This window comes from Thermoanaerobaculia bacterium (genome assembly GCA_035717485.1).
Classification (GTDB): Bacteria; Acidobacteriota; Thermoanaerobaculia; order UBA5066; family DATFVB01; genus DATFVB01.
In genome coordinates, this window is record DASTIQ010000315.1 from 23,615 (window position 1) to 49,490 (window position 25,876).

At 69.0% G+C, this 25,876-nt stretch carries 17 protein-coding genes; 8 read left to right on the forward strand and 9 right to left on the reverse strand.

Going from position 1 to position 25,876, the window contains the following annotated elements:
* Positions 1-35: 35 nt before the first annotated feature.
* The gene (locus tag VFS34_16425) at positions 36-1,478 is read left to right on the forward strand and encodes a NapC/NirT family cytochrome c (protein ID HET9796037.1); all 1,443 of its coding nucleotides are present in this window, start codon (positions 36-38) and stop codon (positions 1,476-1,478) included.
* Positions 1,479-1,512: 34 nt separating this feature from the next.
* On the forward strand, positions 1,513-4,053 hold the full coding sequence (locus tag VFS34_16430; GenBank protein ID HET9796038.1) for an HAD-IC family P-type ATPase: 2,541 nt from the start codon (positions 1,513-1,515) through the stop codon (positions 4,051-4,053).
* Between the two features lie 314 nt (positions 4,054-4,367).
* Here the strand turns inward: VFS34_16430 and VFS34_16435 are convergent, their stop codons facing one another.
* On the reverse strand, positions 4,368-4,559 hold the full coding sequence (locus VFS34_16435; GenBank protein ID HET9796039.1) for a hypothetical protein: 192 nt from the start codon (positions 4,557-4,559) through the stop codon (positions 4,368-4,370).
* Positions 4,560-4,651: 92 nt separating this feature from the next.
* Between VFS34_16435 and VFS34_16440 the strand changes: the two genes are divergently transcribed.
* A complete protein-coding gene (locus VFS34_16440; GenBank protein HET9796040.1) occupies positions 4,652-5,548 on the forward strand; it encodes a DUF5996 family protein in 897 nt (298 codons plus the stop codon).
* A 115-nt stretch (positions 5,549-5,663) separates the two neighbouring features.
* The gene (gene pfp, locus VFS34_16445) at positions 5,664-6,932 is read left to right on the forward strand and encodes a diphosphate--fructose-6-phosphate 1-phosphotransferase (protein HET9796041.1); all 1,269 of its coding nucleotides are present in this window, start codon (positions 5,664-5,666) and stop codon (positions 6,930-6,932) included.
* 6 nt (positions 6,933-6,938) lie between these two features.
* On the opposite strand, the gene VFS34_16450 is transcribed toward pfp, so the two are convergent.
* The 5 genes from VFS34_16450 to VFS34_16470 all read right to left on the reverse strand — a co-directional run bounded on the left by VFS34_16450 (position 6,939) and on the right by VFS34_16470 (position 14,413).
* Positions 6,939-8,099 (reverse strand): hypothetical protein, encoded by a 1,161-nt coding sequence (locus VFS34_16450; GenBank protein HET9796042.1) that lies wholly within the window; start codon positions 8,097-8,099, stop codon positions 6,939-6,941.
* A gap of 104 nt (positions 8,100-8,203) precedes the next feature.
* The gene (locus VFS34_16455) at positions 8,204-9,064 is read right to left on the reverse strand and encodes a class I SAM-dependent methyltransferase (protein HET9796043.1); all 861 of its coding nucleotides are present in this window, start codon (positions 9,062-9,064) and stop codon (positions 8,204-8,206) included.
* 289 nt (positions 9,065-9,353) lie between these two features.
* The gene (locus tag VFS34_16460; GenBank protein HET9796044.1) at positions 9,354-11,303 is read right to left on the reverse strand and encodes a hypothetical protein; all 1,950 of its coding nucleotides are present in this window, start codon (positions 11,301-11,303) and stop codon (positions 9,354-9,356) included.
* Positions 11,304-11,313: 10 nt separating this feature from the next.
* Positions 11,314-12,225, reverse strand: coding sequence for a cytochrome c3 family protein (locus VFS34_16465; GenBank protein HET9796045.1), 912 nt, complete (start codon positions 12,223-12,225; stop codon positions 11,314-11,316).
* A 100-nt stretch (positions 12,226-12,325) separates the two neighbouring features.
* On the reverse strand, positions 12,326-14,413 hold the full coding sequence (locus VFS34_16470; protein HET9796046.1) for an OmcA/MtrC family decaheme c-type cytochrome: 2,088 nt from the start codon (positions 14,411-14,413) through the stop codon (positions 12,326-12,328).
* Between the two features lie 125 nt (positions 14,414-14,538).
* Between VFS34_16470 and VFS34_16475 the strand changes: the two genes are divergently transcribed.
* The 3 genes from VFS34_16475 (at position 14,539) to VFS34_16485 (ending at position 16,365) form a co-directional block, all read left to right on the forward strand.
* The gene (locus VFS34_16475; GenBank protein HET9796047.1) at positions 14,539-15,354 is read left to right on the forward strand and encodes a GGDEF domain-containing protein; all 816 of its coding nucleotides are present in this window, start codon (positions 14,539-14,541) and stop codon (positions 15,352-15,354) included.
* 95 nt (positions 15,355-15,449) lie between these two features.
* Positions 15,450-15,935 (forward strand): CBS domain-containing protein, encoded by a 486-nt coding sequence (locus tag VFS34_16480; GenBank protein ID HET9796048.1) that lies wholly within the window; start codon positions 15,450-15,452, stop codon positions 15,933-15,935.
* Between the two features lie 16 nt (positions 15,936-15,951).
* Complete coding sequence (locus VFS34_16485) at positions 15,952-16,365, forward strand: universal stress protein (protein ID HET9796049.1); 414 nt, start codon at positions 15,952-15,954, stop codon at positions 16,363-16,365.
* A 69-nt stretch (positions 16,366-16,434) separates the two neighbouring features.
* Here VFS34_16485 and VFS34_16490 read toward each other — a convergent pair whose 3' ends face one another.
* Together VFS34_16490 and VFS34_16495 are read right to left on the reverse strand one after the other, a co-directional pair.
* Positions 16,435-17,091: a dienelactone hydrolase family protein gene (locus VFS34_16490; protein ID HET9796050.1), complete on the reverse strand. Its 657-nt coding sequence runs from the start codon at positions 17,089-17,091 to the stop codon at positions 16,435-16,437.
* A gap of 91 nt (positions 17,092-17,182) precedes the next feature.
* Entirely contained in the window at positions 17,183-18,580 is a 1,398-nt protein-coding gene (locus tag VFS34_16495) for an IgA Peptidase M64 (protein HET9796051.1), read from the reverse strand.
* Positions 18,581-18,638: 58 nt separating this feature from the next.
* Between VFS34_16495 and VFS34_16500 the strand changes: the two genes are divergently transcribed.
* Positions 18,639-22,274 (forward strand): multifunctional oxoglutarate decarboxylase/oxoglutarate dehydrogenase thiamine pyrophosphate-binding subunit/dihydrolipoyllysine-residue succinyltransferase subunit, encoded by a 3,636-nt coding sequence (locus VFS34_16500; GenBank protein ID HET9796052.1) that lies wholly within the window; start codon positions 18,639-18,641, stop codon positions 22,272-22,274.
* A 74-nt stretch (positions 22,275-22,348) separates the two neighbouring features.
* On the opposite strand, the gene VFS34_16505 is transcribed toward VFS34_16500, so the two are convergent.
* Positions 22,349-25,876 carry a hypothetical protein gene (locus VFS34_16505; GenBank protein HET9796053.1) on the reverse strand — a complete coding sequence of 1,176 codons (3,528 nt, stop codon included), beginning with the start codon at positions 25,874-25,876 and terminating at the stop codon, positions 22,349-22,351.

Sequence of the window (25,876 nt, forward strand, 5' to 3'; positions counted from 1 at the left end):
ACGCGGGCCGAACGACAGAAAGGGGACCGGCGGGAATGAAGGATTTCGCGAAGAACTGGCTGCGCCCGATCGTCTATCTGGGGCAGAACCCCATGAGCATCCTCGGCGCGGTCCTCACGACGAGTTCGGCGCTGACTCTCGCCGGCTTCTGGGTGTTCGAGATCCTGCAGACACGACCGCTGCCCCCCTACGCGGGGATCGTCCTCTACCTCGTCCTTCCCGGCATCTTCGTGATCGGCCTCGTCCTGATGCCGGTCGGCGCGCTCTGGCAGCGCCGCAGCCTCAAGCGCGCCGGGAAGCTTCCCCACGAGTATCCGCGGATCGACCTGCGGCACCCCGTGCTCCGGCGCGCGGCCGTGCTCGTCGCGATCGCCACCGGGTTGAACGTGATGATTCTCGGAACCGCTTCCTACCTCGGCGTGGAGTACATGGACTCGGTGCAGTTCTGCGGACAGAGCTGCCACACGGTGATGGCCCCGGAATACACCGCCTACAAGGATTCCCCCCACTCCCGCGTCGCCTGCGTCGAGTGCCACATCGGAGCGGGAGCGCCGTGGTTCGTGCGCTCCAAGATCTCCGGCGTGCGGCAGGTCTTCGCGGTGGCGTTGAAGACGTACTCGACGCCGATCCCGTCTCCGGTCCAGCACTTGCGGCCGGCGCGCGAGACGTGCGAGCGCTGCCACTGGCCGCAGCGGTTCGTCGGCGACAAGCTGCTCGTCCGTCCGAAGTTCGCCGACGACGCCGCGAACACGAAGTCGTACGACGTCCTCGTGATGAAGATCGGGGGCCACACCTGGCAGGGGGCCGTCGGAATCCACGGCCGGCACCTCGCCCAGGCGTCGCGCGTGTCGTATGTCTCGACGGACGCGCACCGGCAGGTGATCCCCGTCGTCCGCTACACCGACGATTCCGGCAAGACGATCGAGTACGTCTCGACGGACGTCAAGACGACTCCCGAGCAGCTGCAGCGCGGCGAGAAGCGGACGATGGACTGCATGGACTGCCACAACCGGCCCTCCCACACGTTTCAGATACCCGAGAAGGCCGTCGACCAGGCGATGGCGGCCGGTCGGATCAGTCCGGAGCTCCCGTTCGTCAAGAAAGAGACCGTCGCGCTCCTGAAGACCCCGTATGCGGACCGGGATGCGGCGTCGGCGGCGATCGGCGAAAAGATGGCGGAGTTCTATCGGACGTCCTATCCGGACGTCTTCCGGACGCATCGCGCGCAGATCGAGGCGGCCGCCGACGAAGCGCGGCAGATCTATCTGCGGAACGTCTTCCCCGCGATGAAGATCGGATGGGGCACCTACCCGAACAATCTCGGGCACGAGGACTTCCTCGGCTGCTTCCGCTGCCACGACGGCAGCCACCAGTCGAAGGACGGGAAGGTCATCACCCAGGACTGCGACGCGTGCCACGCCCTGCTGGCGCAGGACGAATCGAACCCGAAGATCCTCGCCGAGCTCGGGATGAAATGAGGGGCGCCGCCGGTCCGCCTCCGGACCCCGCGCCGTGAGCGCGACGGCCGGGGAGCGGCCGAGCGGCCTCTCCAGCGCGCGCGCCCGGGAGCTCCTCGCCGAACACGGGCCCAACCGGTACGTCCCGGCGGGCCGCACCGCCTCGTTCGCCGAATTCCTCCGCACGCTCGCCGACCCGATGGCGATCATGCTGCTCGCCGCGGCGATCCTCTCCTTCGCGGCGGGACAGCGGCGGGACGGAATCGTGCTCCTGGTGGCCCTCTTCCCGGTGCTCGCGGTCGACGTCGTCCTCGAGGCGAGGTCGCGGCAGGCGCTGAAGAAGCTCGCGCAGGCGGTTTCCCCGCGTGCCACCGTCGTCCGCGACGGCGTGCCGGCCGAGATCCCGACCGAGGAGATCGTGCCCGGCGACATCCTCGTGATCCGCGAGGGAGACGTTCTGCACGCCGACGGGACCGTCGCGTGGTCCGCGCACCTGGCGATCGACGAGTCCATGCTGACCGGCGAGTCGGAGCCGAAGGACAAGATCGCCGGCACGCCGTTCTACGCCGGCTCGCGCGTGCTCACCGGTCAGGGCGGGGGCGAAGTGGCCTCGACCGGCCTCCGGACGCAGTACGGCCGGATCGCCTCGCTCGTCGCGGAAGCGCCCGCGGGGCAGACGCCGATCCAGGAGAAGACCGCGAAGGTCGTCTCCATCCTCGGGAAAGTCGCGCTCGTCGTCGCGGCCGCGGTCTTCGGCCTCGCGTGGCTCCGGGAACGGTCGCTGGCGCGCGCCTTCGTGTCGGCGATCAGCGTCGCGATGTCGGCGATGCCCGAGGAGTTCCCGCTCGTGTTCACGCTGTTCCTCTCGCTCGGGGCCTGGCGCCTCTCGAAGCATCGCGTCCTCGTCCGGCGGCTCGCGAGCGTCGAGACGCTGGGGTCGACGACGGTGATCTGCACGGACAAGACCGGGACGCTGACGCTCGGGCAGTTCGTCCTCGAAGCGGTGCTCCCGTTCGGCGACTTCACGGAGGCCGATCTCCTGGAATCCGCCGTCCTCGCCTGCGAGATCGACCCCTCCGACCCGCTGGATCAGACGATCCTCGAATCCGCGCGCGCCGCCGGACTCGACCCGGGGCGGCTCCATTCGGGCGGGCGCCTCGTCCGCGACCATTCGTGGGACGCCCTCGGCAAGCACATGTCGCACGTGTGGAGAACGGAAGACGCGGCGGCGGGCACCCTCGTCGTCGCGGCGAAAGGCGCCCTCGAGGGGATCCTCGAGCACTGCGCGCTGACGCCCGGGCGCCGGGCCGAAGCCGAAGCGCGTCACGCGGAGCTCGCGGCGGGAGGGCTGCGCCTCCTCGCGGTCGCCGGAAAAACGCAGCGGGAGGGGTCCGAGGACCGCGCGAGCGACGAATCGAACCTCGCGCTCGTCGGCTTCCTCGGCTTCCGGGATCCCCTCCGGCCGGAGATCGCGGCCGCGGTCGCGGACTGCCGCACCGCCGGAATCGCGATCAAGCTCGTGACCGGCGACCATCCGGTCACGGCGCAGGCGATCGCCGAGAGCGCCGGCATCGTCACGGGACGCGAGCCGATCGCGACCGGCGACGAGCTCGCGGCGCTCTCTCCCCCCGATTTCGCGCGGCGCGTCGCGGAATCGCCGATCCTCGCCCGCATCCTCCCCGAACAGAAGTACGCGATCGTCGACGCGCTCCGCGCCGGCGGAGAAGTCGTCGCGATGGCCGGCGACGGCATCAACGACGCTCCGGCTCTCCGCCGCGCGTCGATCGGGATCAGCATGGGCGCCCGGGCCACGGAGGTGGCGCGCGCCGCGGCCGATCTCGTCCTTCTCGACGACAATTTCGGCTCGATCGTCCAGACGATCCGGGAGGGCCGGCGGATCTACGACAACCTCGAGAAGGCGTTCCGGTACCTGCTCGCCTTTCACGTGCCGATCGTCCTTCTCGCGGTGGTCGTTCCCCTCCTGGGGTTCCCGCTCCTCCTCCTTCCGGTCCACCTCGTCTGGCTCGAGCTCGTCGTGCACCCCGTTTCCGCCCTGCTGTTCGAAGGAGAGCCGGCGGATCCCGACGTCATGCGGCGCCCGCCCCGGCCGCCCGGATCGTCTCTGCTCGGGAAGCGTTCGGTCCGGAGCTCCGTCGCGACCGGCGCCCTGCTCGCGGCCGCGGTGCTCGCGATCTACGCCGCGGCGGTGTCGAAGGGAGAAGACGCGGCACGGGGCTTCGCGCTCGCGGCGCTCATACCGGGGACGCTCCTGATCGCCTGGGCGGAGCGCGCCGGAGATCGTCCCTGGCGGCGCGTTCCGGCGCCGAACACCGGCCGGTTCTGGGGGATCATGGCGCCGATCGCGGTCTCGCTCCCCCTTCTCGTCGCCTGGCCGACCGCCTCGCAGATTCTCCACGCCACGTTTCCGTCCTCCGGGCAGTGGGCGATCGCGCTCGCGGCGGCAACCGCGGCGGTCGCCTGGCGCGCGTTCGGCACCGGGGAAGAAAGGCGAAAACTCCCCGTCTCGCCGGACTTCTCCGCCGATCGAAATGCCGCCGGCGCCGCCGGACGGCGGCCCGGTGCGCCCCCGCTCTGAGGAGCGACGGCGAGACGCGAGCCCGGATGGAATGCGGGCGGCCCGCAGCGACCGCAGGCGTACTGAAGAAGTACGTCGGAGGAAGCGGCGGGCCGCACGCGCCCGTCCGGCTCGATGGATGGTCCGCGCCCGCTCCACGACGATTCGAGCCGCTTCCCGGATGACCGGAATGCGGCTCAGGCGCGGCCAGACGCGAGCCCGGATGGGATGCGGGCGGCCCGCAGCGACCACAGGCGTACTGAAGAAGTACGTCGGAGGAAGCGGCGGGCCGCACGCGCCCGTCCGGCTCGATGGATGGTCCGCGCCCGCTCCGGTTACGAGGGCGTCACCCCCGGCTCATGCGCCTGCAATGACGGCTCCGGACCGCGCTTCTCGCGCCGGCTCGGCCCCTCGAATTCTTCGGTCTGGGCGATGAACGCCTCTTTTTCTTCGGGTGTCATCCGGTCGTTCGGCGTGACGCGCGTTCGCGCGGGGCGCCGGTTTCCGGTCGTGGCAATCGGTTTCATGGCAAGCCTCCTTCTGTCGGCCTGACGCGTTCACGATCGCACGGGCGCGCCTCGGAATCCATCCTCCAAACGCTTCAATCTATGATCGGAAGATGACGACGAAACCCGCCTGGCCGGAGCTCCCCCTCGACGAGTGGCGCGAAACGAACGAAACGCTCCATCGCTGGACGCAGATCGTCGGCAAGGTCGCCCTCGCGCTGACGCCGCGGGTGAACCACTGGTGGAACGTTTCTTTCGCGGTGACGGCGCGCGGCCTCGCGACCTCCCTCCTTCCGTTCGGGACCGGGGCGCTCGACATGGAATTCGACTTCGTCGAGCACGTCCTGCGCCTGCGCACGACGGATGGGCGGACGGCGACGATCGCCCTCGCGCCGAAGAGCGTCGCGCGCATGCGCTCCGAGATCTTCGGCGAGCTCGAGGCGCTCGGCGTTCCCGCGCGGATCTGGAACGTGCCCGTCGAGATCGAGGACCCGATCCCGTTCGATCGGGACGAGACGCACCGCTCGTACGAACGCGAGCCGGTCGAACGGTTCTGGCGCATCCTCGCCGGGACTCACGCCGTGTTCACCGAGTTCCGAGCGGGGTTCCTGGGGAAGTGCAGCCCGGTCCAGTTCTTCTGGGGCACCTTCGATCTCGCCGTGACCCGCTTCTCCGGACGCGTCGCGCCGCCGCGGCCGGACGCCGACGCGATCACCCGGGAGGCGTACTCCCACGAGGTTTCGAGCGTCGGCTTCTGGCCGGGGGATTCCCGCCTGCCGCTCCCGGCCTTCTACAGCTACGCGGCTCCGGAGCCGCCGGGGTTCCGCGACTCCCGCGTCCGGCCGGACCCCGCCTACTACCATCCGCAGCTCGGCGGGTTCTACCTGCACTACGACGAAGTCCGCCGAAGCGGCGAACCGGAGCGTCGGCTCCTCGATTTCTGCCGCGCGACGTACGAAGCGGCCGCCGACGCGGGAGCGTGGGACCGGGCGAACCTCGAAAGAAGATGACCTCCGCGCGAGGGTTCGCCGCACTCGTTTCCCCGACGCTGCGCGAGCGCCGATAGGGGCGCTCCGGAATTCCGGCGGCCATCGCCCGCGGCATATCATCGGATCCGGAGGCACGATGGCGGAAGAAAGGCTCGGGATCCTGGTGGGAGGCGGACCGGCGCCCGGAATCAACAGCGTCATCTCGTCCGCGACCATTCGCGCCGCGCTCCAGGGTGTCGAGGTCGTCGGGATCCGGAACGGATTCGAAGGAATCATGCGCGGAAACGTCGACGACGCCCGGCCTCTCACGATCGGAGAAATCAGCCGGATCCATTTCCGGGGCGGGTCGCACCTCGGAATCTCCCGCGCGAATCCGAGCCGCGATCCCGCTCTCCTGGAAACCGCGGTGGGGTCCCTCCAGCGCCTCGGGATCACGCGCCTCGTCACGATCGGCGGCGACGACACGGCCTTCTCCGCGATGAAGCTGGAGGAGAAGGCCGGGGGCCGCCTCCGCGTCGTTCACGTCCCGAAGACCATCGACAACGACCTCGATCTCCCGCCGCACGTCGATACCTTCGGATTCCAGACCGCACGCCACTACGGCGCGGAGATCGTCGAGAGTCTGATGGTCGACGCTCGAACCACCGCCCACTGGTATTTCGTGGTCGCGATGGGGCGAAAGGCCGGCCACCTCGCTCTCGGGATCGGAAAGGCGGCCGGGGCGACCCTGACGCTCATCCCGGAGGAGTTCACCGCGGGCCCCCCGACGTTCGGCGAGGTCGTGGACACGCTCGTGGGCTCGATCGTCAAGCGCCTGAGCCACGGGCGCCGCGACGGCGTCGCGGTGATCGCGGAAGGCCTCGTTCTCTCTCTCGCGCCCGGAGAGATCGCCGCGCTCCACGACGTCGAGCGCGACGCGCACGGCAACGTGCGAATCGCCGAAATCAACTTCGGCGAGATCGTCAAGCACGCCGTCGGCGAGCGGCTGAAGGAGCTCGGGCTGGCGGCGACGATCGTCGCCAAGAACCTCGGATACGAGCTGCGCTGCGTGGATCCGATTCCGTTCGACCTCGAGTACACGCGGGACCTCGGCTACTGCGCCGCGAAATTCGTGCTCGAGGGAGGGACCGCCGCGATGGTATCGATGCAGAACGGACGCTTCGTGCCGGTACCGTTCTCGCAGCTCCTCGACCCGGCGACGGGACGGGCGAAGGTCCGCATGGTCGACGTCCGTTCGACGGGGTACGGCATCGCGCGCCGCTACATGATCCGGCTCCGGCGGGACGATTTCGAGAAGCCCGACGAGATCGCCCGGCTCGCCGCGGCCGCGAAGCTCCCGGTGGCCGAATTCCGGCGGCGCTTCGAGCCTCTCGTCGCCCACGAGCCTCCGTCGATCGCGCTCTGACCGGCGCTATCCGGGGCCCGGCACCCGCATCATCCGAAGCGGCCGGCGGCCCTCCCGGCGGAACTTCGGGAAGGCGAGGGCCCGGATCGCGCGACGGGAGTCGCGCGGGATCGTGAGGTACGCGGTTCCCCATTTGAGCGCCACCCAGAGCTCGTCGGGAAACGGGAGCTTCCCGTGGCCGGCCGGAAGAACGCGTTCGGTGAGCTCCCGCTCGAGCCGGCGCTTCTCGGAGGGCGGGAGCGCCTCACCGCGGGCGTTCGCCGCGAGCCGCTCCGCGACCGCCGCTTCGATCCTCGCCCGTTTCCGGCGGCCGGCCGTGAAGACCGGCGGGTCGAGCGCTTCGTCCCAGCCGGGTTCGACGAAGCGGCACACGTCGACCTCGCGGCGCCGGACGAGGAGTCCCGTCGCCGCGCTCCGGCCGAACACCGGGTCGTTCCCCTCGAACCAGCTCGACGCGAGACGATAGCCGGCGGTCGTCGCTTCGGCATCCGCGCGGCTCACGACGCCCGTCGACCGCGCGCCCATGAGACCGCGTTCGTCGGCCATCGCGTCCCGGAACGCGTCCTCGGCGTTTCGGATCGGCGACCCGCGTTGTCGCCCCGCGTTCCAGGCGAAGAAGCCGTTGGAGAAGAGATGGGTGAGCTTGTCGGTGCCGATCCGGACGCCGCAGAGTCGGAAGGTCGGCGCGAGAGACCGCATCGCGAGCCGGTCGTAGCGGCTCTCGTCGTAGATGCTCTCCCGGCCGAGGAGGACGATCCTCTCGAACCGCGGCCAACCCGGGCAGTCGTTCCGTTCGACGCAGGCTCCGAACGACGGAAGGAGGCGGTCGTCGAACTTGCGGAGGACCTCCGCGCGGTACTCCTGAACGAACGCGAGCTCGACCGTGACGTCGTCGTCGCGGAGGGGATCTCCCCCGGCTGCCAGGCGGGCGTTCGCGCGCGCGGCGATCCGGGCGAGCGCCGCGTTCACGATCCCGTTCAGCTTTCCCGCGGACTCCTCCAGAGGAACGTACCGGTACGTCAGGTTGTCGGTCTCGGCGGCCGCCGCGATTCCGGGCAGGAGCGCGACCAGGAGGGCCGCCGGGATGCCGACGGCGCGCCATGACCCATGGATCTTCCACCCCCGCCGATTCGACGTGGCCGCCTCCCGTCGCCGGCGCCCGCTCACGGTCTCCGACGTCGAAGTCGTGCGGCGTCGCGCTCGGGGTTTCGGGATTGCAGGAACCGGGCCGGGTTCCCGGGAGCCACCGCCGGGTGCCGAGCTCCGGGAGTTCAGCGCCGCCCGAGCAGGACGACCCCGCCCATGCGCCTCATTTCCTCGCGCCGGGCGGGCGAGCTGATGCGGGAGAAGAGCCGGTAGAGCCAGGCCATCTTCGGTTTGCGGTCGAGCCGAATCCCCTCCTCGATCGTGGAGCGGAACTCGAGCTCGTTCCATCCGTGGGGCTCGAAGAACCTCGTCCCTTCGGCCGGCGCGAAACGGAACGGTGCGTTGGCGGCGCCGACGTGCCTGCCGACCCTCCGGTCGAGCATTTTCTTGAGGCGCGGAGAGGCGAGGTCGATGAGCCAGAGGCGCATCGCCGGCTCGGCATGGAGGTCGTCGGAGAGAGAGGCCACCTGCTCCGGCGCGAGGTACGCGAGGAGACCTTCGGTCACGACGAGGACCGCCGCGGCGCCGTCCGCCGCGCGGGAGAAGAGCCGGCGTCGGGCATCGGGGTCGGACAGGTCGGCCGCCACCCGCTCGAGCGCGCAGACCGGCTCCTCGCCGGCGAGTTTCTCCTCCTTGTAGGCGATCATCGGCGGAAGATCGGCCTCGATCCAGCGAAGGGACCTCGGCAGCGGCAGCCGGTACGGACGGGCGTCGAGGCCGGCGGCGAGGTTGAGGACGCAATCCACGCCCTCCCGGGCGATCGACCCGAGGATGATCTCGTCCATCACCGCGGTGCGCACGATCATCGGCCAGGCGAGATCGCCGACCTTCATCCGGCGGACGATCTCTTCCCCGCGATCCGCGACGAGCGTCTTCGCGAGCGGATCCCGGAAGATCGCGTCCGGGCGCGCGCTCTCCATCACGCGGTACTGGGCGACCCAGAGCGCGGTGTCGGAGACGTTCTTCAGCGTCGGCTCGTCGGGCATGCGTGAATGATACGGGAGGCCACATGGGATTCACCGTAAGGTCCCGGATTCGTCACGAGTGAGAACCGCGTGCCGCCTGGAACGAGGACCCGTTCCGTCGAACGACCTCCACCCGATCGTGCCCGGGGGCTATCGCATCGCGGAGAGCTTTCGCCGAAGTAACCGGGGCGAAAGCTCCGCGATGCGGGAGCGGCGGCGAAGGGGGTGGCGGCGGCGCGGTCGAGTCGCTCGTTCGACGAGCCGTGCCGCCGTTACACGCTACCGGTCCCCGAGCCCGCTCCCGCGACGGTCAGTTGTGCCAGCGGATGTAGACGCCGTACCGATTCGCGTCGTAGTTCGCGAGCGATCCGGCGAGCGTCGCCTTTTCCTCGTACTTGTCCCGGTTCCACTCCCCGATGAGCGAAAAATTCTTCGCCACGTCGACGGCGGCGCGAACGGCCGCGCGATCGATCGTGAAGGGGAAAGAACCCTCGTTCTCGAAGCGGCCGACGGCGCCATCGATCGACACCGGCGCGAAGATCAGGGTCAGCCCGCCGTCGAACGACCGGCCGTTCTCGCGGTGGAACGACGTGTCGATCGAGAAGTCCTCGGGATGCCGGAAGAGGATCCGGCTGTCGGATTCGTACTTCTCGGCGGAAACTCGCAGGCGCAGGAACTTCGCCGGAGAGCCCTCCGCCTCGCCGCCGTACTGGCGGATCCTGGCGTCGTATCCGATCCCCGTGCGGTCGTTCGAGGCATCGATCTGCTCGCCGGTCAGGCTCAGGCGGAAGACGTCCTTGAGCGCCCAGGCGGCGCGGAGACGGTATCGGTCACGGTCCAGGAAGTCGGTGCGGACGACGGGATCGTCGGCACGGTCGCGACGCCAGTCGGCGCCGAGAGTCAGGCCGCTCGCGGTGAATTTCGCCCCGAGATCGAATCCGTTGATCCGCCGGTCGAAGGAACCGTCCTGCGCGCCGGGAACGACGATCTCTTCCGGCCCTTCGACGACGGTCACGCGCTGCTTGTTCTGGGAGCCGCCGGCGAAGACCGAGAGCCCTCCGAACGCCCGCGCATCGACCCGCGCGTCGAAGATCTCGTCCGTGCGCTCGACCGAGGTCTTCGCCTCGATCGTCTGGAGGAGATCGCGCGGATCGAGACCCGCAAACGTCACCGTCTGGAGATACAGATCCGAAATCAGCGCGAATCCGTCGAGCTCCTGGTGATTCTTCGACCAACCCGCGGAGAGGTCGATCCCGTCGGCGAGATTCGCCTCGACGCGGCCGCTCCCCCGCCATGCCGTGTTCTCGGCGCGCGAGGAGATCGTGTCGGTCAGGCCGGCGAAGATCCGGCTGATCCCGAAGGAGACGAGGTTCCCCGCGAAGTCCTCGCGCTCCGTGACGTCGGCTTCCGCGGCCGCGCGCACGTACGAGCCGATGAGCTTCACGCGACTGCCCAGGCGCGCCGCGACGGCGGCGTTCGTGATCGGCGTGTTCGCGTCGTTCTTGGTCGTGCGATGGAAGTTGTCGAGCGACACGGGAACGCCCAGCACCGTTCCGGAGCCGTTGCCGGCCCCCGCTCCCGGCACGAGGTCCTGGGTCTCGACCTCGTGGAGCTTTCGCCAGCCCTGGGTGACCTGGCCGGTGACGGGACCCGCGTCGAATGCGGCGCCCCCGTAGATCTCCTGATCGTCCTCGTCGAGGTTCTGGGTGAGCCGGAACTCGTCGCCGCCGGCGGAGTACGTCGTCCGGCCGGGCCCCTCGTAACGGTTGTAGACGTAGCCGACGATCGGCGTGATCCAGTAGCCGGGAAGGAAGCGCAGCTCGACTCCCAGGATGTTCCGGGTGCGGTCGTACGTGTGCTCGCCGGGAGTGATCCCTTCGGAGATCAGCGGGTTGGCGAACGCCGGAAGCGCGGAGAACATCTCCGTCCGCCGGTAGTTGAGCCGCAGGTCGTACTTGCCGGCGAGGCCCGCCTGCAGGCGGAACGATCCCGCCGGTCCGGCGCCCAGGTCGTTCGCGTCGAGGCGGAACTGGTCGAAGAGTCCCGCGCCCGCGGGACCGCCGGCGGACAGGCTCAGGGCGCGGAGGAGGAAACCCTCGCGCTCGTTGATCTGGCTCCGGTACATGTCTTCGTTCCCGCTGACGTCGAGGAACCGGTATCCGAGCTCGACGTCCACCGGGACGGCGGGGGGATCGGCCGCCAGGACGGCGCTCGAAGCGCCGGCGGCGATCAGGGCGATGACGAGGCGGAGCTTCTTCATCGCGTCCTCCCTACTTCAAAAGCGTCGGCGAACGGTTCGAACCGTGGATCGCCGTGTGACAGACCGTGCAGTTCTGGTATCGCGGCAGGAGGATGTTGTGAAAGGAAGGCGGCTGCGAGCCGAGGGTTCCCGCGGCGATCGGCGAGTGGCATTCGAGGCAGAGCTGGGAGACCTGGGCGCGCTTGAGCTGCTTCGGATTCGACGAGCCGTGCGCCTCGTGGCAGCTCAGGCAGTTGCCGGCGACCCCGGACACGTGCTCGAAGACGAAGGGCCCCTTCTTCTCGGCGTGACAGGAGAGACACGGGAGCTCGTCGGCCCGGGTGAATCGCAGCGCGGAGTCGCGCGGGAGCCCGTGCGGATCGTGGCAGGAAGCGCAGTCCATCCCTGCCTGGAGCCGGTGCGCGAACGGCTTGTCGCGGAATCCCGCCGCCTTCCCGGGATGGCACGACTCGCAGAGCGCGACCGAATCCATCACGAGGAGATGCGGCCGCGCCGGGGCGGCGTGGATCGAGTGGCAGCTCAGGCAGTTGACCGTCGCCGAGTTGCCGTGGACGCCGTTCCGGAACGAGGCGTGATCGGAAGGATGGTCGTGACAGGTCAGGCAGAACTCGGCGCCGGTCCGGCCGTGCAGCTTGCGCTCGACCGGCTTCTCCCCGGAGGACTCGACGTGCGCCGACGTGTCGCCGTGGCAGCTCGAGCAGACCGCATCCCCCGACACGCGAGCGCGACCCGCCAGGAATGGAATCCGTGCGTGGGGATTGCGGGAGAAGTCCTTCGCCTGATCGTGGCAGTCCGCGCACGCGGCGACGGCGCTCTTTTCGGAAGGGGGCGCCGCGGGCGGGGAAGCCTGCGCGGCGGCGAGGGCGGCCGCGCCGAAGATGACCGCGGCCATCGCCGCGCGAAGTCCGAGCGTGATCTTCATTTCGCCGCGCCTCCTCGCACTCCTCCGGCCCTGCGGTTCTCCGCCGGCCGGATTTCCCCCGGTCCGCCGTCAATCGGCGGACCGAAGGAACGGACCCGCGTCACCGCGCGTGCACCTTGTCGACCGAGAAGTCATCCTCAGGAGCGTGGCAGGCGGCGCAGGCTTCGCCGAACGGCGCCGTCATCACGTACGCATGCGCCGCGGCTTCCTGCGTGTCGTGGCAGCCGAGGCAGGCCGCCGCCGTCGTCTGTTGCGGCGTGTACCACTCCAGTGGTGGAGGAGGAGTCTGGACCGGGAGGTTCGTGGTCGGCAGCGGGAGCTCCTGGGAACCGTTGACATGGCATTTGGCGCAGTCCCGCAGATCTCCCGGGAACAGCACTTCCCGGAAATTTTTCTCGGAGACGATGAAATCGCGGGTCAGGTTTTCGCCGCGGTGAATCCGGTGGATGAAGCGCTGGAAGCTGATCGACTGCGGCACCGGATCCGCGCCGTCGTTCTTATTCGGATTGTGGCAGATCACGCATTCCTCCGGGGTCCGCCGCTGGGTGCCGTGGAACGCGATCTGGTCGTGGCAGACGTTGCAGTTCGCGAGCGACACGACGGTCCGACGCGGGACCGGCGCGGGGTCGGTCACGGCGAAATCCAGGATCGGGTTCAGCGCGGATTCGTCCTGCTCGATGTCCGCGCCGCCGTCCCCACGGTGGAGCGTGATCGACCGCCGGGTATCGACCGAAAGGCGCCAGGTTCCCGCCGCGTCGGCGGGGATCGCGTTCGTGAACGTGTAGGTCGCGTTCGTGCCGTCGAAGACGAGCGCCGCCGTTCCTGCGCCGTTCGGTTCCTGAATGTAGGTCCCGATGTCGGTCGTCGGGCCTCCGATGAGGAACCGGCAGCGTGCGAGCGTGTTCGGGTCGACCGGCGTGCCGTCGCCGTTGGTGACCTGGAACGTGACGACCGGCTTCTCGCCCGGAGCCGTGTGCGCGATCGACAGGATCTTCGCGTTCAGACCCGGGAGCTGGGTGGACTTCGTCGGATTCGTGTGCGCGCCCAGGATCGACGCGTCGAACTCCGTGTCTCCCTGCGGAACGTGGCACGACGCGCAGGCGCCGTCATCGACGGCGATCCCGCCCGGATGGTTCTCACCGGTCGCGAAATTCACGTTGTCGTGGCAGGAGCCGCACGCCGCCTGGCTCGGATACGTGTAGTAATTCGTCGCCTGAGTGGCCGGCGCCGCATGACACTTCGTGCAATTCCGCACGTCCTGGGGGAACACGACGGTCGAGAAATCGGAGACGCCATGGCTGTTGATGATCTGGTACGGCGTGCCCGCCGCGACGCTCGGCAGGTCTGCGCCCCGGTGGATCTTGTGGATCAGGACCTTGAAATCGACGGTGTTTCCGGTGTCGGGGTTGACGCTCTGCGGCGAATGGCACAGAACGCAGAGCTTCACGTCCTGGCGCGAGCCGCCGTGGGCGGAGAGCGGGTTGTGGCAGTTGTTGCAGGCGGCCGTGTCGATCATGTCCCACTTGTCGACGACGGCCTGGGTGTCAGGACGGAAATCGAATTCGGCGTTGGCGTAGTAGTTCTTGTCGAAGACGTTGGGGTCGACCGCGATGAGGTTCCGGGTCGCGTAGATGCCGAGCGTCGTGGTCTTTGTCCCGTCGTAGCTCGCCGGGAGAACCGTCTTGAACGTATAGGTCGAATGCCCGAGCGAAAGGTCGTTGAACCCCGCCAGTCCGGCGCCGTCGGCGCCCGCCTGCGTGACGGTCTGCTGAATCGGGCTCGTCGGAAGCGACGTGGCCTGCCGGGTCGTGTAGGAGGTGTACTGCCTCTGGACGGGGTCCCACCAGGCGAGCACGAAGCTCATGCTGAGCGCCCCCGGCGTGACCTTTCCAAGCCGGTCGAGCGGCTGGCCGGCATCGTCGTAGTACGTGACGTCGGCGACCACCTTGCGGTCCGAACCGATCGTGACGCTGTTGATGGCGATGTGGAATCCGGGCCGGATGTACCCGAACTGGTCCGTCGTGAGGTAATGCTCCTTCGCGCTGGCCGCGTACGCGCTCGGGCTCGTGAGAGTGACCGGCCGCGACGAGATCGCCGCCGGCGCCCCTCGATCCCCGACGCCGCCGAACGGGACGACGATTCCGGCAGCTGACATTCCCAAAACGACGAGGCGCCTGAGGATCTGCATTTCATACCTCCCGGATATGTGGCCATTCTAGGCACGCCGACCCAGTGCTCCGTTTGATGAAAACGAATCAAATTGTTCGGGCGGCGCATTCTTCGCGGCTCGATCGACGGACGTAAGATCCGCGCGTGAACTCGGTCGACGCTCCGGACCGGCCGCCCCTCAGCCGGCTGTCGGTGCGCTACCGGTTCCTCTACGCGTTCGCCGGCGTCGTCCTGGCGACGGGAGCCCCGCTCGGGGCGCTCGCCATCCGCCTCGCGACCGGCTCGGTCGCGCCGGGGATCGAGGTGAGGAATCACTTCTTCTATTACGTCTACGAGCTCTTCGGCACCGCGGTCGTCTTCGGGACCGCGGGGTTCTTCGCCGGGCGCCGCGCGGACCGCCTGCAGGCGGGGCGTGAGCGGTTCCGCGAGCTCGCCGGCCGGGACGACCTGACGGGACTTCCGAACCGGCGCCTGTTCCGCGAACATTACGGGCGCGTGGCGGCGCGGTCGCACCGCTTCGGCGAGCCGGTGTCCCTGCTGCTCGTCGACGTGGACGGCCTGAAGGAAATCAACGATCGTTGGGGGCACATGGCGGGAAACGCCGTGCTTCGCCACGTCGCGCGGATCGTCCGTGAAAAGAAGCGGACGGAGGACCTTGCCGCGCGGTGGGGAGGCGACGAGTTCGTGCTCCTCCTTCCGGGCGCCGACGCTTCCGCCGCCGAGCGCGTCGCGGGAGACATCCTCCGGGCGGCGGAGCGAAGCGCGTTGAAGGCTCCGCCGACGACGGTGACCGTGACGATCGGGATCGGCAGCGGGATCGCGGCTTCCCCGGAGCACGATTTCTTCGCCGCCGCCGACCGGGCGCTCTACGAAGGGAAAGCCGCGGGTCGCAACCAGTACCGCGTCGTCCGGAGCGACCTTCCGCCGCCCGAAGGACCCGACCGGAGTTCGAGCCCCTAGGGCGCCCGGCGGCAGTGATTCATTCGCATCTGCCGGCCTCTTCCCGGTCCGACCCAGAATGACGCGAGCCGCAGGGGCTCGGGAAGGAGACCGCCATGCCCACCATTGCCGGCCCTCGGCCGGGAAAGACACCTCGCGCGGGCGGCGCACCGCCGAAAGCGCCGCGGCTGAGGACTCTCGTTCGCGACCTCATGACCGAGAACGTCGTGACGTTCTCGCCCAAGGACAACCTCGCCGATCTGGCGGACCGGATGGCGGACGAGCACATCCGCCACGCTCCGATCGTGGACCGGGAGGGGGAGCTCGTCGGCCTCGTGACCGAAAGAGACCTCGCGCGGTTCGCGTTCTTCGACTCTCCCGACGCGCCGCTGTCGGTCGAACGCGAGGTGCTGGGCGGAAAACGTGTTCGCGAAATCATGGGAACGGAAGTGGACACCCTCGAACCGGACGCCTCGCTGCGGGAAGCGGCCGAGCTCCTGCTCGAGAACAAGGTCGGCTGCATTCCGATCGTCGAGGGGCGCCGCGTGGTCGGCATCCTCACGGAGGCCGATTTCGTGCGCCGCTATCTCGAGACCGAATAGCGCGCCGGGAGCCGCGATGTTCCGCCGCATCCTGGTTCCCGTCGACTTCACCCCGAAAGCGATGCGGGCGGCCCGGGCCGCCGCGCGGATCGCGGCGACCGACGCCGAGGTGACGCTGCTGCACGTCATCGAGAAGCTGCACGGGGACGTGCCGGGAATCGAGCGTTTCTACCGGCGTCTCGAGCGGCTCGCCCGGGGGAAAGCGGGCGCCTTCACCGGCCTCTTCCGGCGGAAGAAGACCCGCGTCCGCGTCGAAATCGTCTACGGGGACCCGCTGCAGGAGACGCTCCGCTATGCCTCCTCGATGCGCGCGGACCTGCTCGTCATGGGAAGCCACCGATTCTCGCGGTCGAGCCCGGGACGCGGATGGGGAACGCTCTCGTATCGCGTGGGATTGCTTTCCCGCGCGCCCGTCCTCCTCGTCAAGTAGCCCGGCGCCCCCGGAAAGCGCCCTCGTCGCCGAAGCCGGGACGCCTCCCCCTCCCTCGTCCCCGGCGGGCTAGTGGCGGAGATGCCGGAGGAACCAGGATCCCGCTTCACGGGCGACTTCCTCGAGCGCGCCCGGTTCCTCGAAGAGGTGCGTCGCTTCCGGAACGACGTGAAGCCGCTTCTCCCCCCGGAGGGCGTCGAGCGCCGACTCGTTTTCCCGGAGGATCGCCGGATCGGCCCCGCCGACGATCAGGAGCACCGGCGCGCGGACCGCGTCGAGGAAGGCGCCCGCGAGAGCCGGCCGGCCGCCGCGCGAGACGATCGCCCCCACGTCGCCGGGGATCCGGGCGGCCGTCACGAGCGCGGCGGCGGCCCCGGTGCTCGCGCCGAAGAAGCCGATCGGCGCGATCCGCGGCCGTTCCGCGAGGAGCCAGGCGGTGGCGCGCTCGAGGCGCTCGGCGAGAAACCCGATGTCGAACCGGAGATGGGCGGTGTGGACGTCGATCTCCCCTTCTTCGGGAGTGAGCAGATCGAAGAGCAGCGTCCCGAACCCCTGGTCGCGAAGCACGCTCGAAACGAACCGGTTCCTCGGGCTGCTTCGCCCGCCTCCCGAGCCGTGCGCGAAGACGATGACGGAAGGCGACCCTTCGGGAATGTCGAGCTCTCCGGCGAGGCTCGCATCCCCCGCGGGAATCCGGATCTCCTCCCGCTCGGCGACGGCGTTCACGAAGGAACCGTCGAGCAAGCGCCGTGCCCCGGCCCGTGAGAGGGGCGGAGCCCGCGGGAGCGGGGATCAGCCGACGGGGAGCGGAGCGGCGTCAGCGTGGCGCGTACATCGCGATCACGCGCTCGAGCGACCGGCGGCAGACCGCACAGAAGCCGACCTCGTCCCGCGTGAACATGATGCAGTCTTCCTGGGGCCGGAAGTAGCCTTTCGCCTGATAGTCGGCGCCTTCGAACGCTCCCACCTTCCCGGAGTAGCGGTCGGTCCCGAGGAGCTTCGTCTCCTCCTCGCGCTCGGTGCGGAAGAGCGCGTCCATTTCCGCCTCCGGGCGGTTCGCGGCCCGGATCGCCCGCCGCTTCGCCTGGATCTCGCGCGAGCGGGTCTCGAACGTCTCCTTGTTCCACGGCGTCGGGATGGGCGTCCCCGGGGAGACGAGATCCTTCCACTTCAGGGCGGACGGGTCCTTCATCGCGGTCGCATTCGGCTCCCACGGCTCGACCCTTTCGCTCCCCGTCTCGTAGGCGACGTCCGAAGTGAAGTACTCATCGGCGAGCCCGGAGAACTGATGGCCGAATTCGTGCACGAAGATGTACGGGGCCCATGCGCTGTCGGCCGCCACGGTGCTGTAGAGGTTATGGATCCCTCCTCCCCCGTAGGTGTTTCCGTTGACGAGGATCTCGACGAACTCGTACGGCGCGAACTGCGCGATCTCGCGGAACGCGCGGTTGTCGAAGGTGAGCACGTACCGTTCCGAACCGAAGGCGTCGTACGTCGAGCCGACGGGGTTCCGGCGATGGACGCCGGTGGACGGACGGGAGATTCCCGACTCGGCGGCCGCCGGGCAGAGCCCCCAGACGTTGAAGTCGGACCTGTGCTCCTTGAACGGCGACGTCGCGAAGAGGATCTCGACGAGGCGGCGGGCGTCCTTCTCGAACTTCGGCTCCTCCTCGCGCGTGTACCCGTCGCCGAGGATCAGGAAATCGACTTTCGCCGCCGGATCGCCCGATTTCTGGAGCGCCAGCAGAGGAGCGGGCGCCGGAGGAATCGAAGAATCGACGAACATGCTCTTCGGATCGATCGTCGCCCGCCAGATCTCGCGGAACGCGTTGGCGGCATCGCGCTTCTCGATCACCACCGTCACGGGCGCATCCGGCGCCGGAAACCGGACGGACTCCTCGAACGTCCGATCGACCTGCTTGGCTTCGTCGGTCGTCTCCCACTCCCCGTAGATCGACGCGAAGCCGCGCGAATAGAGCGGGTGCCCGGTCGCCGCGTCCCGAACCTCGAAGAAGTACTTCCCGAGGTTCAGGTCGTCGAGAGGGCGCGCCGGGTTGCCGGGCCACTCGAGGGGCTCGAGGACGACGCGTCCCCAGCTGAAGCGCTCCTCTTTCGCGTTTCCGGAATGGAAGTAGTCGAATCGCATCGTGCGCGGAGCCGCTCCCGCGAGGGCGGGGGCCGTGACGAGCAGAAGGAGCCCGACGGCGTGTTTCATCGGGGAATGATATAGGTTCCGAGGGGGGGTCTTCGCCCCGGAGAGGAAGCCTGTCGAGTTGGCCATCGTTCGCCCGCCGGGCCCCGGCCCGCTGGAAATCATCCTCGCCGAATACGGCATCAATGCGGACTACGCCCTCGAGCTCTATGACCGGTGGCGGAGCGATCCCGCCCTCGTCGACGAGGACTGGCGCGAATACTTCGAGGGGCTGACCGGTGCGCCCGCGCGGGCCGCGTCGCCGGCCACTCCGTCCGCTCCCGTCTCCCCCGCTCCCCCGGCGCCCGTCTCCCAGGCTCCGTCGGCCGCGCCCCCGCCGCGCCCGGCGCCGGAGCCTCCGGCGGGAGAGCGGCAGCCGATCCGCGGCGCGGCGCTCCAGATCGCGCAGAACATGAAGGCGAGCCTCGAGGTGCCCACGGCGACGTCGCAGCGGCAGGTCGCGATCAAGCTCCTCGACGAGAATCGCCGGCTCGCGAACGAATATCGCGCCTCCAACGACGAGAGCAAGATCTCGTTCACGCACCTGGTCGCCTGGGCCGCCCTCCGCGCGCTCCACGATTTCCCGCGCCTCAACGACGCGTTCACCGGGGGACCCGATCCCGCGCGTCTCGCGCGGACGGAGGTCCATCTCGGGATCGCGGTCGACGTCCAGAAACGGGACGGCAGCCGGAGCCTCCTCGTTCCGAACATCAAGAACGCCCACACGATGTCCTTCGGCGAGTTCGTCGGTGCGATGGACGACGTCGTGTCGCGCGCGCGCGCGGGAAAGCTCGCGCTCGCCGACTTCCAGGGCACGACGGTCTCCCTCACGAACCCCGGGCCGATGGGAACCACGGCCTCGATCGCCCGGCTGATGCCGGGGCAGGGGCTGATCCTCGCGACCGGCGCGATCGACTGGCCGGCCGGATTCTCCGCGATGGCGCCGGAGGCGATCTCGAACCTCGGGATCAGCAAGGTCATGACGCTTTCCTGCACCTACGATCACCGGATCATCCAGGGGGCGGAGTCGGGCGCCTTCCTCGGGCGAATCGAGGAGCTCCTCCTCGGGGAGCACGGCTTCTACGAGGAGATCTTCGAAGACCTCGCGATCCCCCATCGCCCGTTTCATTGGGCCGTCGACCTCAACCCCGCGTTCGGCGGCGCGGACGTGTCGCGGCTCCGCGAGATCGAGAACCAGGCGCGGGTCCTCGAGCTCATCAACGCCTACCGGGTCCGCGGGCATCTCGTCGCCGACATCGACCCTCTTCGCGCCGCGCCTCCGCCCCGGGTCCCGGAGCTCGACCTCGAGACGTACGGACTGACCATCTGGGATCTCGACCGGGAGTTCATCACCGGAGGGCTCGGCGGATCGGAAACGCTCCCGCTCCGGAAGATCCTCGAGATCATGCGCCGCTCCTATTGCGGGAAGATCGGCGTCGAGTACCGGTTCATCCAGGACGGCGCGGAGAAGGAATGGCTGCGCCGGCGGATCGGAGCGCTCCCGGAGCCGCCGCCGGCCGAGGTTCGGAAGCAGATCCTCTGGAAGCTCCTCTCGGCCGAGGTCTTCGAGAAATTCCTGCACAACCGGTTCCTCGGCCAGAAGCGCTTTTCGATCGAGGGCGTCGAAACGCTGATCCCGTTCCTCGACCAGCTCGTTTCGGGAGCGGGAGCCCGCGGGATCGACGAGATCACGATCGGAATGTCGCATCGCGGCCGTCTCAACGTCATCGCGAACGTGATCGGGCGTTTCTGCGAGCGGATCTTCGCGAGCTTCGAGGGCGTCGTCCATCCCGACTTCCCCGCCGACGAGGGGGACGTCAAGTACCACCGCGGGGCGCAGGGCGCCCGCGACGTCGGCGGCCGCCGCGTCTCGATCGAGCTCGTCCCGAACCCGTCGCATCTCGAGTTCGTCGACGCGGTCGTCGAGGGCATCGTGCGCGCGCGACAGGACAAGCTCGGCGGCCGCGGCCCGGCGGTCTGGAACCGGGTCCTCCCCGTCCTCGTCCATGGAGACGCGGCGTTCGCCGGGCAGGGAATCGTCGCGGAGACGCTGAACCTCGCGCAGCTCCGCGGCTACCGCACCGGCGGAACGATCCACGTCGTCGTCAATAACCAGATCGGCTTCACGACCCCGCCGGGCGAGAGCCGCTCGTCGCTCTATTCGACCGACATGGCGAAGATCAACCAGGTGCCCATCTTCCACGTGAACGCCGACGAGCCGGAGGCGGCGCATCGCGTCCTCCAGATCGCCCTCGATTACCGCCAGGAGTTCCACAAGGACGCCGTCGTCGACCTGATCGGGTTCCGCCGGCACGGTCACAACGAAGGGGACGAGCCGAGCTACACCCAGCCGGTGATGTACCGGCGGGTCCGAGAGCACCCGGGGGTGTTCGCGCTCTACGCGAAGAAGCTCGTTCGCGAGAAGGTCGTCACCGAGGACGAGGTCCGGGAGCTCGAAGCGGAACGGCTCCGCCGCTACGAGGCCGCCCTCGACCGCGCGAAGGAGATCGCCGCCGGCGGCGGCGCGCCGCGCTGGGACGAGCGACCGGCCCCGGCGGCTCCCCCGCCCGCGCCCGAAACCGCGATCGCGGCGGAGGCTTTCGACGCGATCGGCTCGGCGCTCGCGAAGCTCCCGCGCGATTTCCACGTCAACCCGAAGGTCGCGACCCTCCTCGCGCGGCGCGGGAAGATGGCCCGCGGCGAGTCTCCCGTCGACTGGGCGTCCGCGGAGGCGTTCGCGTTCGGCTCTCTCCTGCGGGAAGGAACTCCCGTGCGTCTCTCGGGCGAAGACACCAGCCGCGGGACGTTCTCCCAGCGCCACATGGTCCTCCACGACACGGTCACCGGCGCGCGATGGACGCCGCTCGAGTCCGTCGCCCCGGGCGTCCGCTTCTCCGTCTTCGACAGCGCCCTGTCCGAGGCGGGAGTGCTCGGTTTCGAGTACGGGTACAGCGTCGAAGCGCCGGAGACGCTCACCCTGTGGGAGGCGCAGTACGGGGATTTCGTGAATGCCGCGCAGGTGATCGTCGACCAGTTCATCGTGTCGGGACGCGAGAAGTGGGCCCAGCCCAGCCGGCTCGTCCTCCTCCTCCCGCACGGCCAGGAAGGACAGGGACCGGAACATTCCAGCGCGCGGCCCGAGCGGTTCCTCGCGCTCGCCGTGGACGGCAACCTCCAGGTCTGCCAGCCGTCGACGCCGGCGCAGTATTTCCATCTCCTGCGCCGGCAGGTGCGGAGGCCGGAAGCTTCCCCCCTCGTCGTCCTCACGCCGAAGAGCCTGCTCCGCCTCGCCGCGTCCTTCTCCGATCGTGCGGAGATGACCGCCGGGCGCTTCGAACCGGTCCTCGGCGACCGCACGATGGCCGGCGCCGATCGCGTGATCCTCTGCAGCGGAAAGGTGTCCTACGAGCTCGCCGCCGCGCGCGAAAAGAGCGGCGCGCGAGCGGCGATCGTCCGCGTCGAGCAGCTGGCGCCGTTCCCGGCGGCGGAGCTCCGCGCGGCTCTCGACGCCCATCGGGACGCGACGGATCTCGTCTGGGTGCAGGAGGAGCCGCGCAACATGGGGGCGTGGGCGCACGTCTCGGAGCGGTTCGCCGACGCCCGCGACGGCCGGACGCTCCGGTACGTCGGACGACCCGCCTCCGCCTCGCCGGCGACGGGATCGGCGCAGGTCTTCCACGAGGAACAGGAGAAGCTCGTCCAGGAAGCCCTCTCGTAGTTCGACCCGCGGTGTCACGTAAAAAAAGGCCCCGGCGTTTCCGCCGGGGCCGTCCCATCACCCGATTCGGGATTTCAGTGGGCGACGACGTCGTCGTAGTACGTGTAGGTCGGATCTCCTGCGTAGTTGTCGTCGTGGTTGGAGAGCGTGAGAGTCACGCTGTGCCCGGCGCTGGCCGACGCGTTGTAGTTGATCTGCGTCCAGGTCGGCGTCGCCGTGCAGACCTTCGCGAGGATCGTGGTCGTGGTCCCCGTCACGTTGTCCTTCAGGGTGGCGGTGGCCCAGTCGTACGTGAGGGTGTCCGGGCACTTGTTCGCGTACCAGAAGGAGACCGTCGGGCTGCTCGACCCGAGGGTGAACGTCTGCGAGATCGAGCTGTTCGTCGAGGGCGACGCGCTCCCGACCATGGCTCCGTAGGTCCCCGAGTGCTTGGCCGAGGTGTTGACGGCCGTGACGCCGGCGGAGGTCCAACCGCTGAGCGTCCCGGTCTCGAATCCGCCGTTGGTGACGACGTTCGTCACCGGGACCGTGACCGTCAGCGAGACGCTGGCGGTGTGCGTGATTCCGCCGCCGCTCCCCGTCACGGTGATCGCGTAGGTGCCCGCCGCGGTCGACGCCGCGACCGCCATCGTCATCGTCGACGAGCCCGAGCCCGGCGCCGCGATCGACGTCGGATTGAACGAGACCGTCACGCCCGAGGGCTGGCCGGACGCCGAGAGCGACACGACGTTGTTGAAGCCGCCGGACACCGTCGTCGAGATCGTCGAGGTCCCGGAGTTCCCTTGCAGAACCGAAACCGAAGTCGGCGAGGCGGCGATCGTGAAGTTCGGGGTCGCGGCCGCGGTGACCGTGAGCGACACGGAGGTCGTGTGGGTCACGCCGCCGCCGGTTCCCGTGATCGTGATCGGGTAGGTGCCCGTCGCGGCCGTCGAGCCGACCGTGAACGTCGCCGTGGAAGAACCGGAACCCGGCGCCGCAATCGACGTCGGATTGAACGAGACCGTCACGCCCGACGGCTGGCCGGACGCCGAGAGCGACACGGTGTTGTTGAAGCCGCCGGTGACGGCCGTCGAGATCGTGGAGGCTCCCGACGATCCCTGGACGACGGAAACGGCCGTCGGCGACGCCGAGATCGAGAAGTCGGGCGTGCTGGCCACCGTGAAGACGAGGTCGTCATGATCGTCGTAGGCGCCCGTGCTGCACGAGGATGCGCTCCCCGTGTACCGGAAGTTCGCGCGGACCGCCTGCAGGCTGCCGCCGGAAGGAAGCGTGTACGTGCCCGAGAGGACCTGAGAGCCGGCCGCCGTCGGATTGATCGTGCCGATGAGCGTCCAGGCGGGCGCGCTCGCGTTGGCGGCGTAGTACAGGTCGAGGTGATCAGACGTGTATCCCGAATACGCCCACACCGTCGCCTGCACGGTCACCGACTTCCCGGGGGCGAAGTTGCTGCCGTCGGTCGTGAAGACCTTCAGCCGGTCGTTGGATTCGTCGGAATGGAACGTGCCGGAAGTGCCGTCCGCGCACGAGCCGTTGATCGTGTTCGGCTGATTCGGCTCCGGCCCGAGGTTCGCGCGACCGAGGAGCAGCGAAGTCCCCGAATCGCAGGAGCTCCCCAGCGTCGCGCATTTCGGCGCCTTGAGGGTCGCGTCGTAGGAGGCCGTCAGCGCGCCGGCCGCGGTGACCGAGAGCGCGACGCTCGCCGTGTGCGTGACGCCTCCGCCCGAGCCGGTGACGGTGATCGTCGAGTTTCCGACGGCGGCCGAGGAGGCCACCGTCACGGTCATCGTCGACGAACCGGTCCCGGGCGCCGCGATCGACGTCGGATTGAACGAGACCGTCACGCCCGAGGGCTGGCCGGACGCCGAGAGCGAGATCGCGTTGTTGAAGCCGTTCAGCGCGGACGTCGAAACCGTCGACGTGCCGGAGTTCCCCTGGACGATCGAGAGGGAGGCCGGCGAAGCGGACAGCGAGAAGTCCGGGGTCACGGTCGTCGAGCAGGAGGAGTACTTGAAGTTCCCGATCCGGGTCTGCCAGTGGAACGAATCTCCGTTGCTCGCGTAGTACTCGGTCGTGTACCAGAAGGTGCAGTCGTCGGACGGATCGACGCTCATGCTCGAGTAGTCGCCCCAGCGGGAGTACGTTCCGGTGTTGACGCCTCCCCCGGCGATCATCGTGCTCTCCCCCTGCGAGAGCTGTCCCGCGGGGTCGGTGGCGAGGCGTCCGGCGAAACGGATCCCGGGCTTGTTCGAGGAAGCGTCCGAGATGCTGTAGCCGGCGGCGATGTTTCCGACGTGATCCATCGCGACGGAACCCATCCAGCGATAGCTCGAATCCGGCGCGAAGGTCCCCTGCTGGAAGATCGAGGGAGAGCTCCCGGGCGACCGGATCTCGTACCAGCGGATGCCGCCGCCCGAGCCCGCCGCCACGCTGTGGTCGACGACGAGCGATTCGTACGTGCCCATGTTCCGGTAGGCGAGGCGGTACATCAGGCGGTCGGCGAGTGAGTCGAGCTTCTGCGTGGTGCCCGGCTGGGGAACGCACGTCCCGCCGCCGCAGAGGGCCGAATAGCTCGCGACGGCGAGGCTCGTCGGCCCGGTGAAAGTCGAGTTGGAGGGCGTCGTCCAGTCCACGTGGAAACGCCACAGATTCAGCGAGCTCGTCTGGAGGTCGACGTAGTAGTTCGGCGAACCTCCGGGGGGAACCGTCGTCCCCGTGACGTCGGACGGCAGGAGGCCGCCGTCGTTGGCCTCGGGGCCGAAGCACTGCGCGGCTTTCGCGGCCGCGCCCGCGATCATGTCGGTGCGATCGTACGCGCACGCCATGCCGCCGGAGAACGTGCTGCCGTTGGCGAAGATGTTGAACGAGAAATAATACGCATCCGGCCAGACGCCGATCTTCGGGTAGTCGTTGAAGTTGGACGATCCGAACGAGAAGGAATAGCGGTTCCACGATCCGGTCGGGTCGTTCGTCGAGGAAACCGCGACGCACTGGAGGTAGGGCGTCGAGCTCACGGCGAACTGCGACACGACCCAGCGGTCCGCCGCGCGGTCGTACTTGACGACCGGGTCACCGTCGTTGTTCGTCTGGCAGCCGCCGCCGAACCCGCTCCACAGCGTGTTGATCGACTCCGGTCCGAGGACGATCGCGCCGCTCTTGCTGAAGACGGTGAGCGAGGAGTTGACGGTCTGGACGTAGTGGTTGGGTCCCACGTCGCCGTTCGTGTCGGGAGGCGTGCCACCGGGCGAGAAGCCGGCGAGGCCGGCGCCCATTCCCTCGAAGCTCGAGGAGGTCGGCATCGCGAGCGTCGCGGCGGACGTCTGCCGAACCGGGTCGGGACGGTTCGACGGCAGATCCAGGGGGATGCGGCCGGGCGAACGATCGACGTCCTCCGGCGGGCCGGGAGGAATCGGCGGAATCGCCGCGAGCGGGAGGGAGACGTCGTGGTGAACCGAGGGAATCAGGGTCGCGCCGTTTGGCAGCTTCCGGCTGCCGGGGATGTCGGAACCGAACGGGACGCCGTTGGCGGCGAGGGCCGCTCCGGCTCCGAAGAGAAAAGCCGCAGCGATCGCCGCGGCTCTTCCCGCCTTCGACTCGAAATGCAT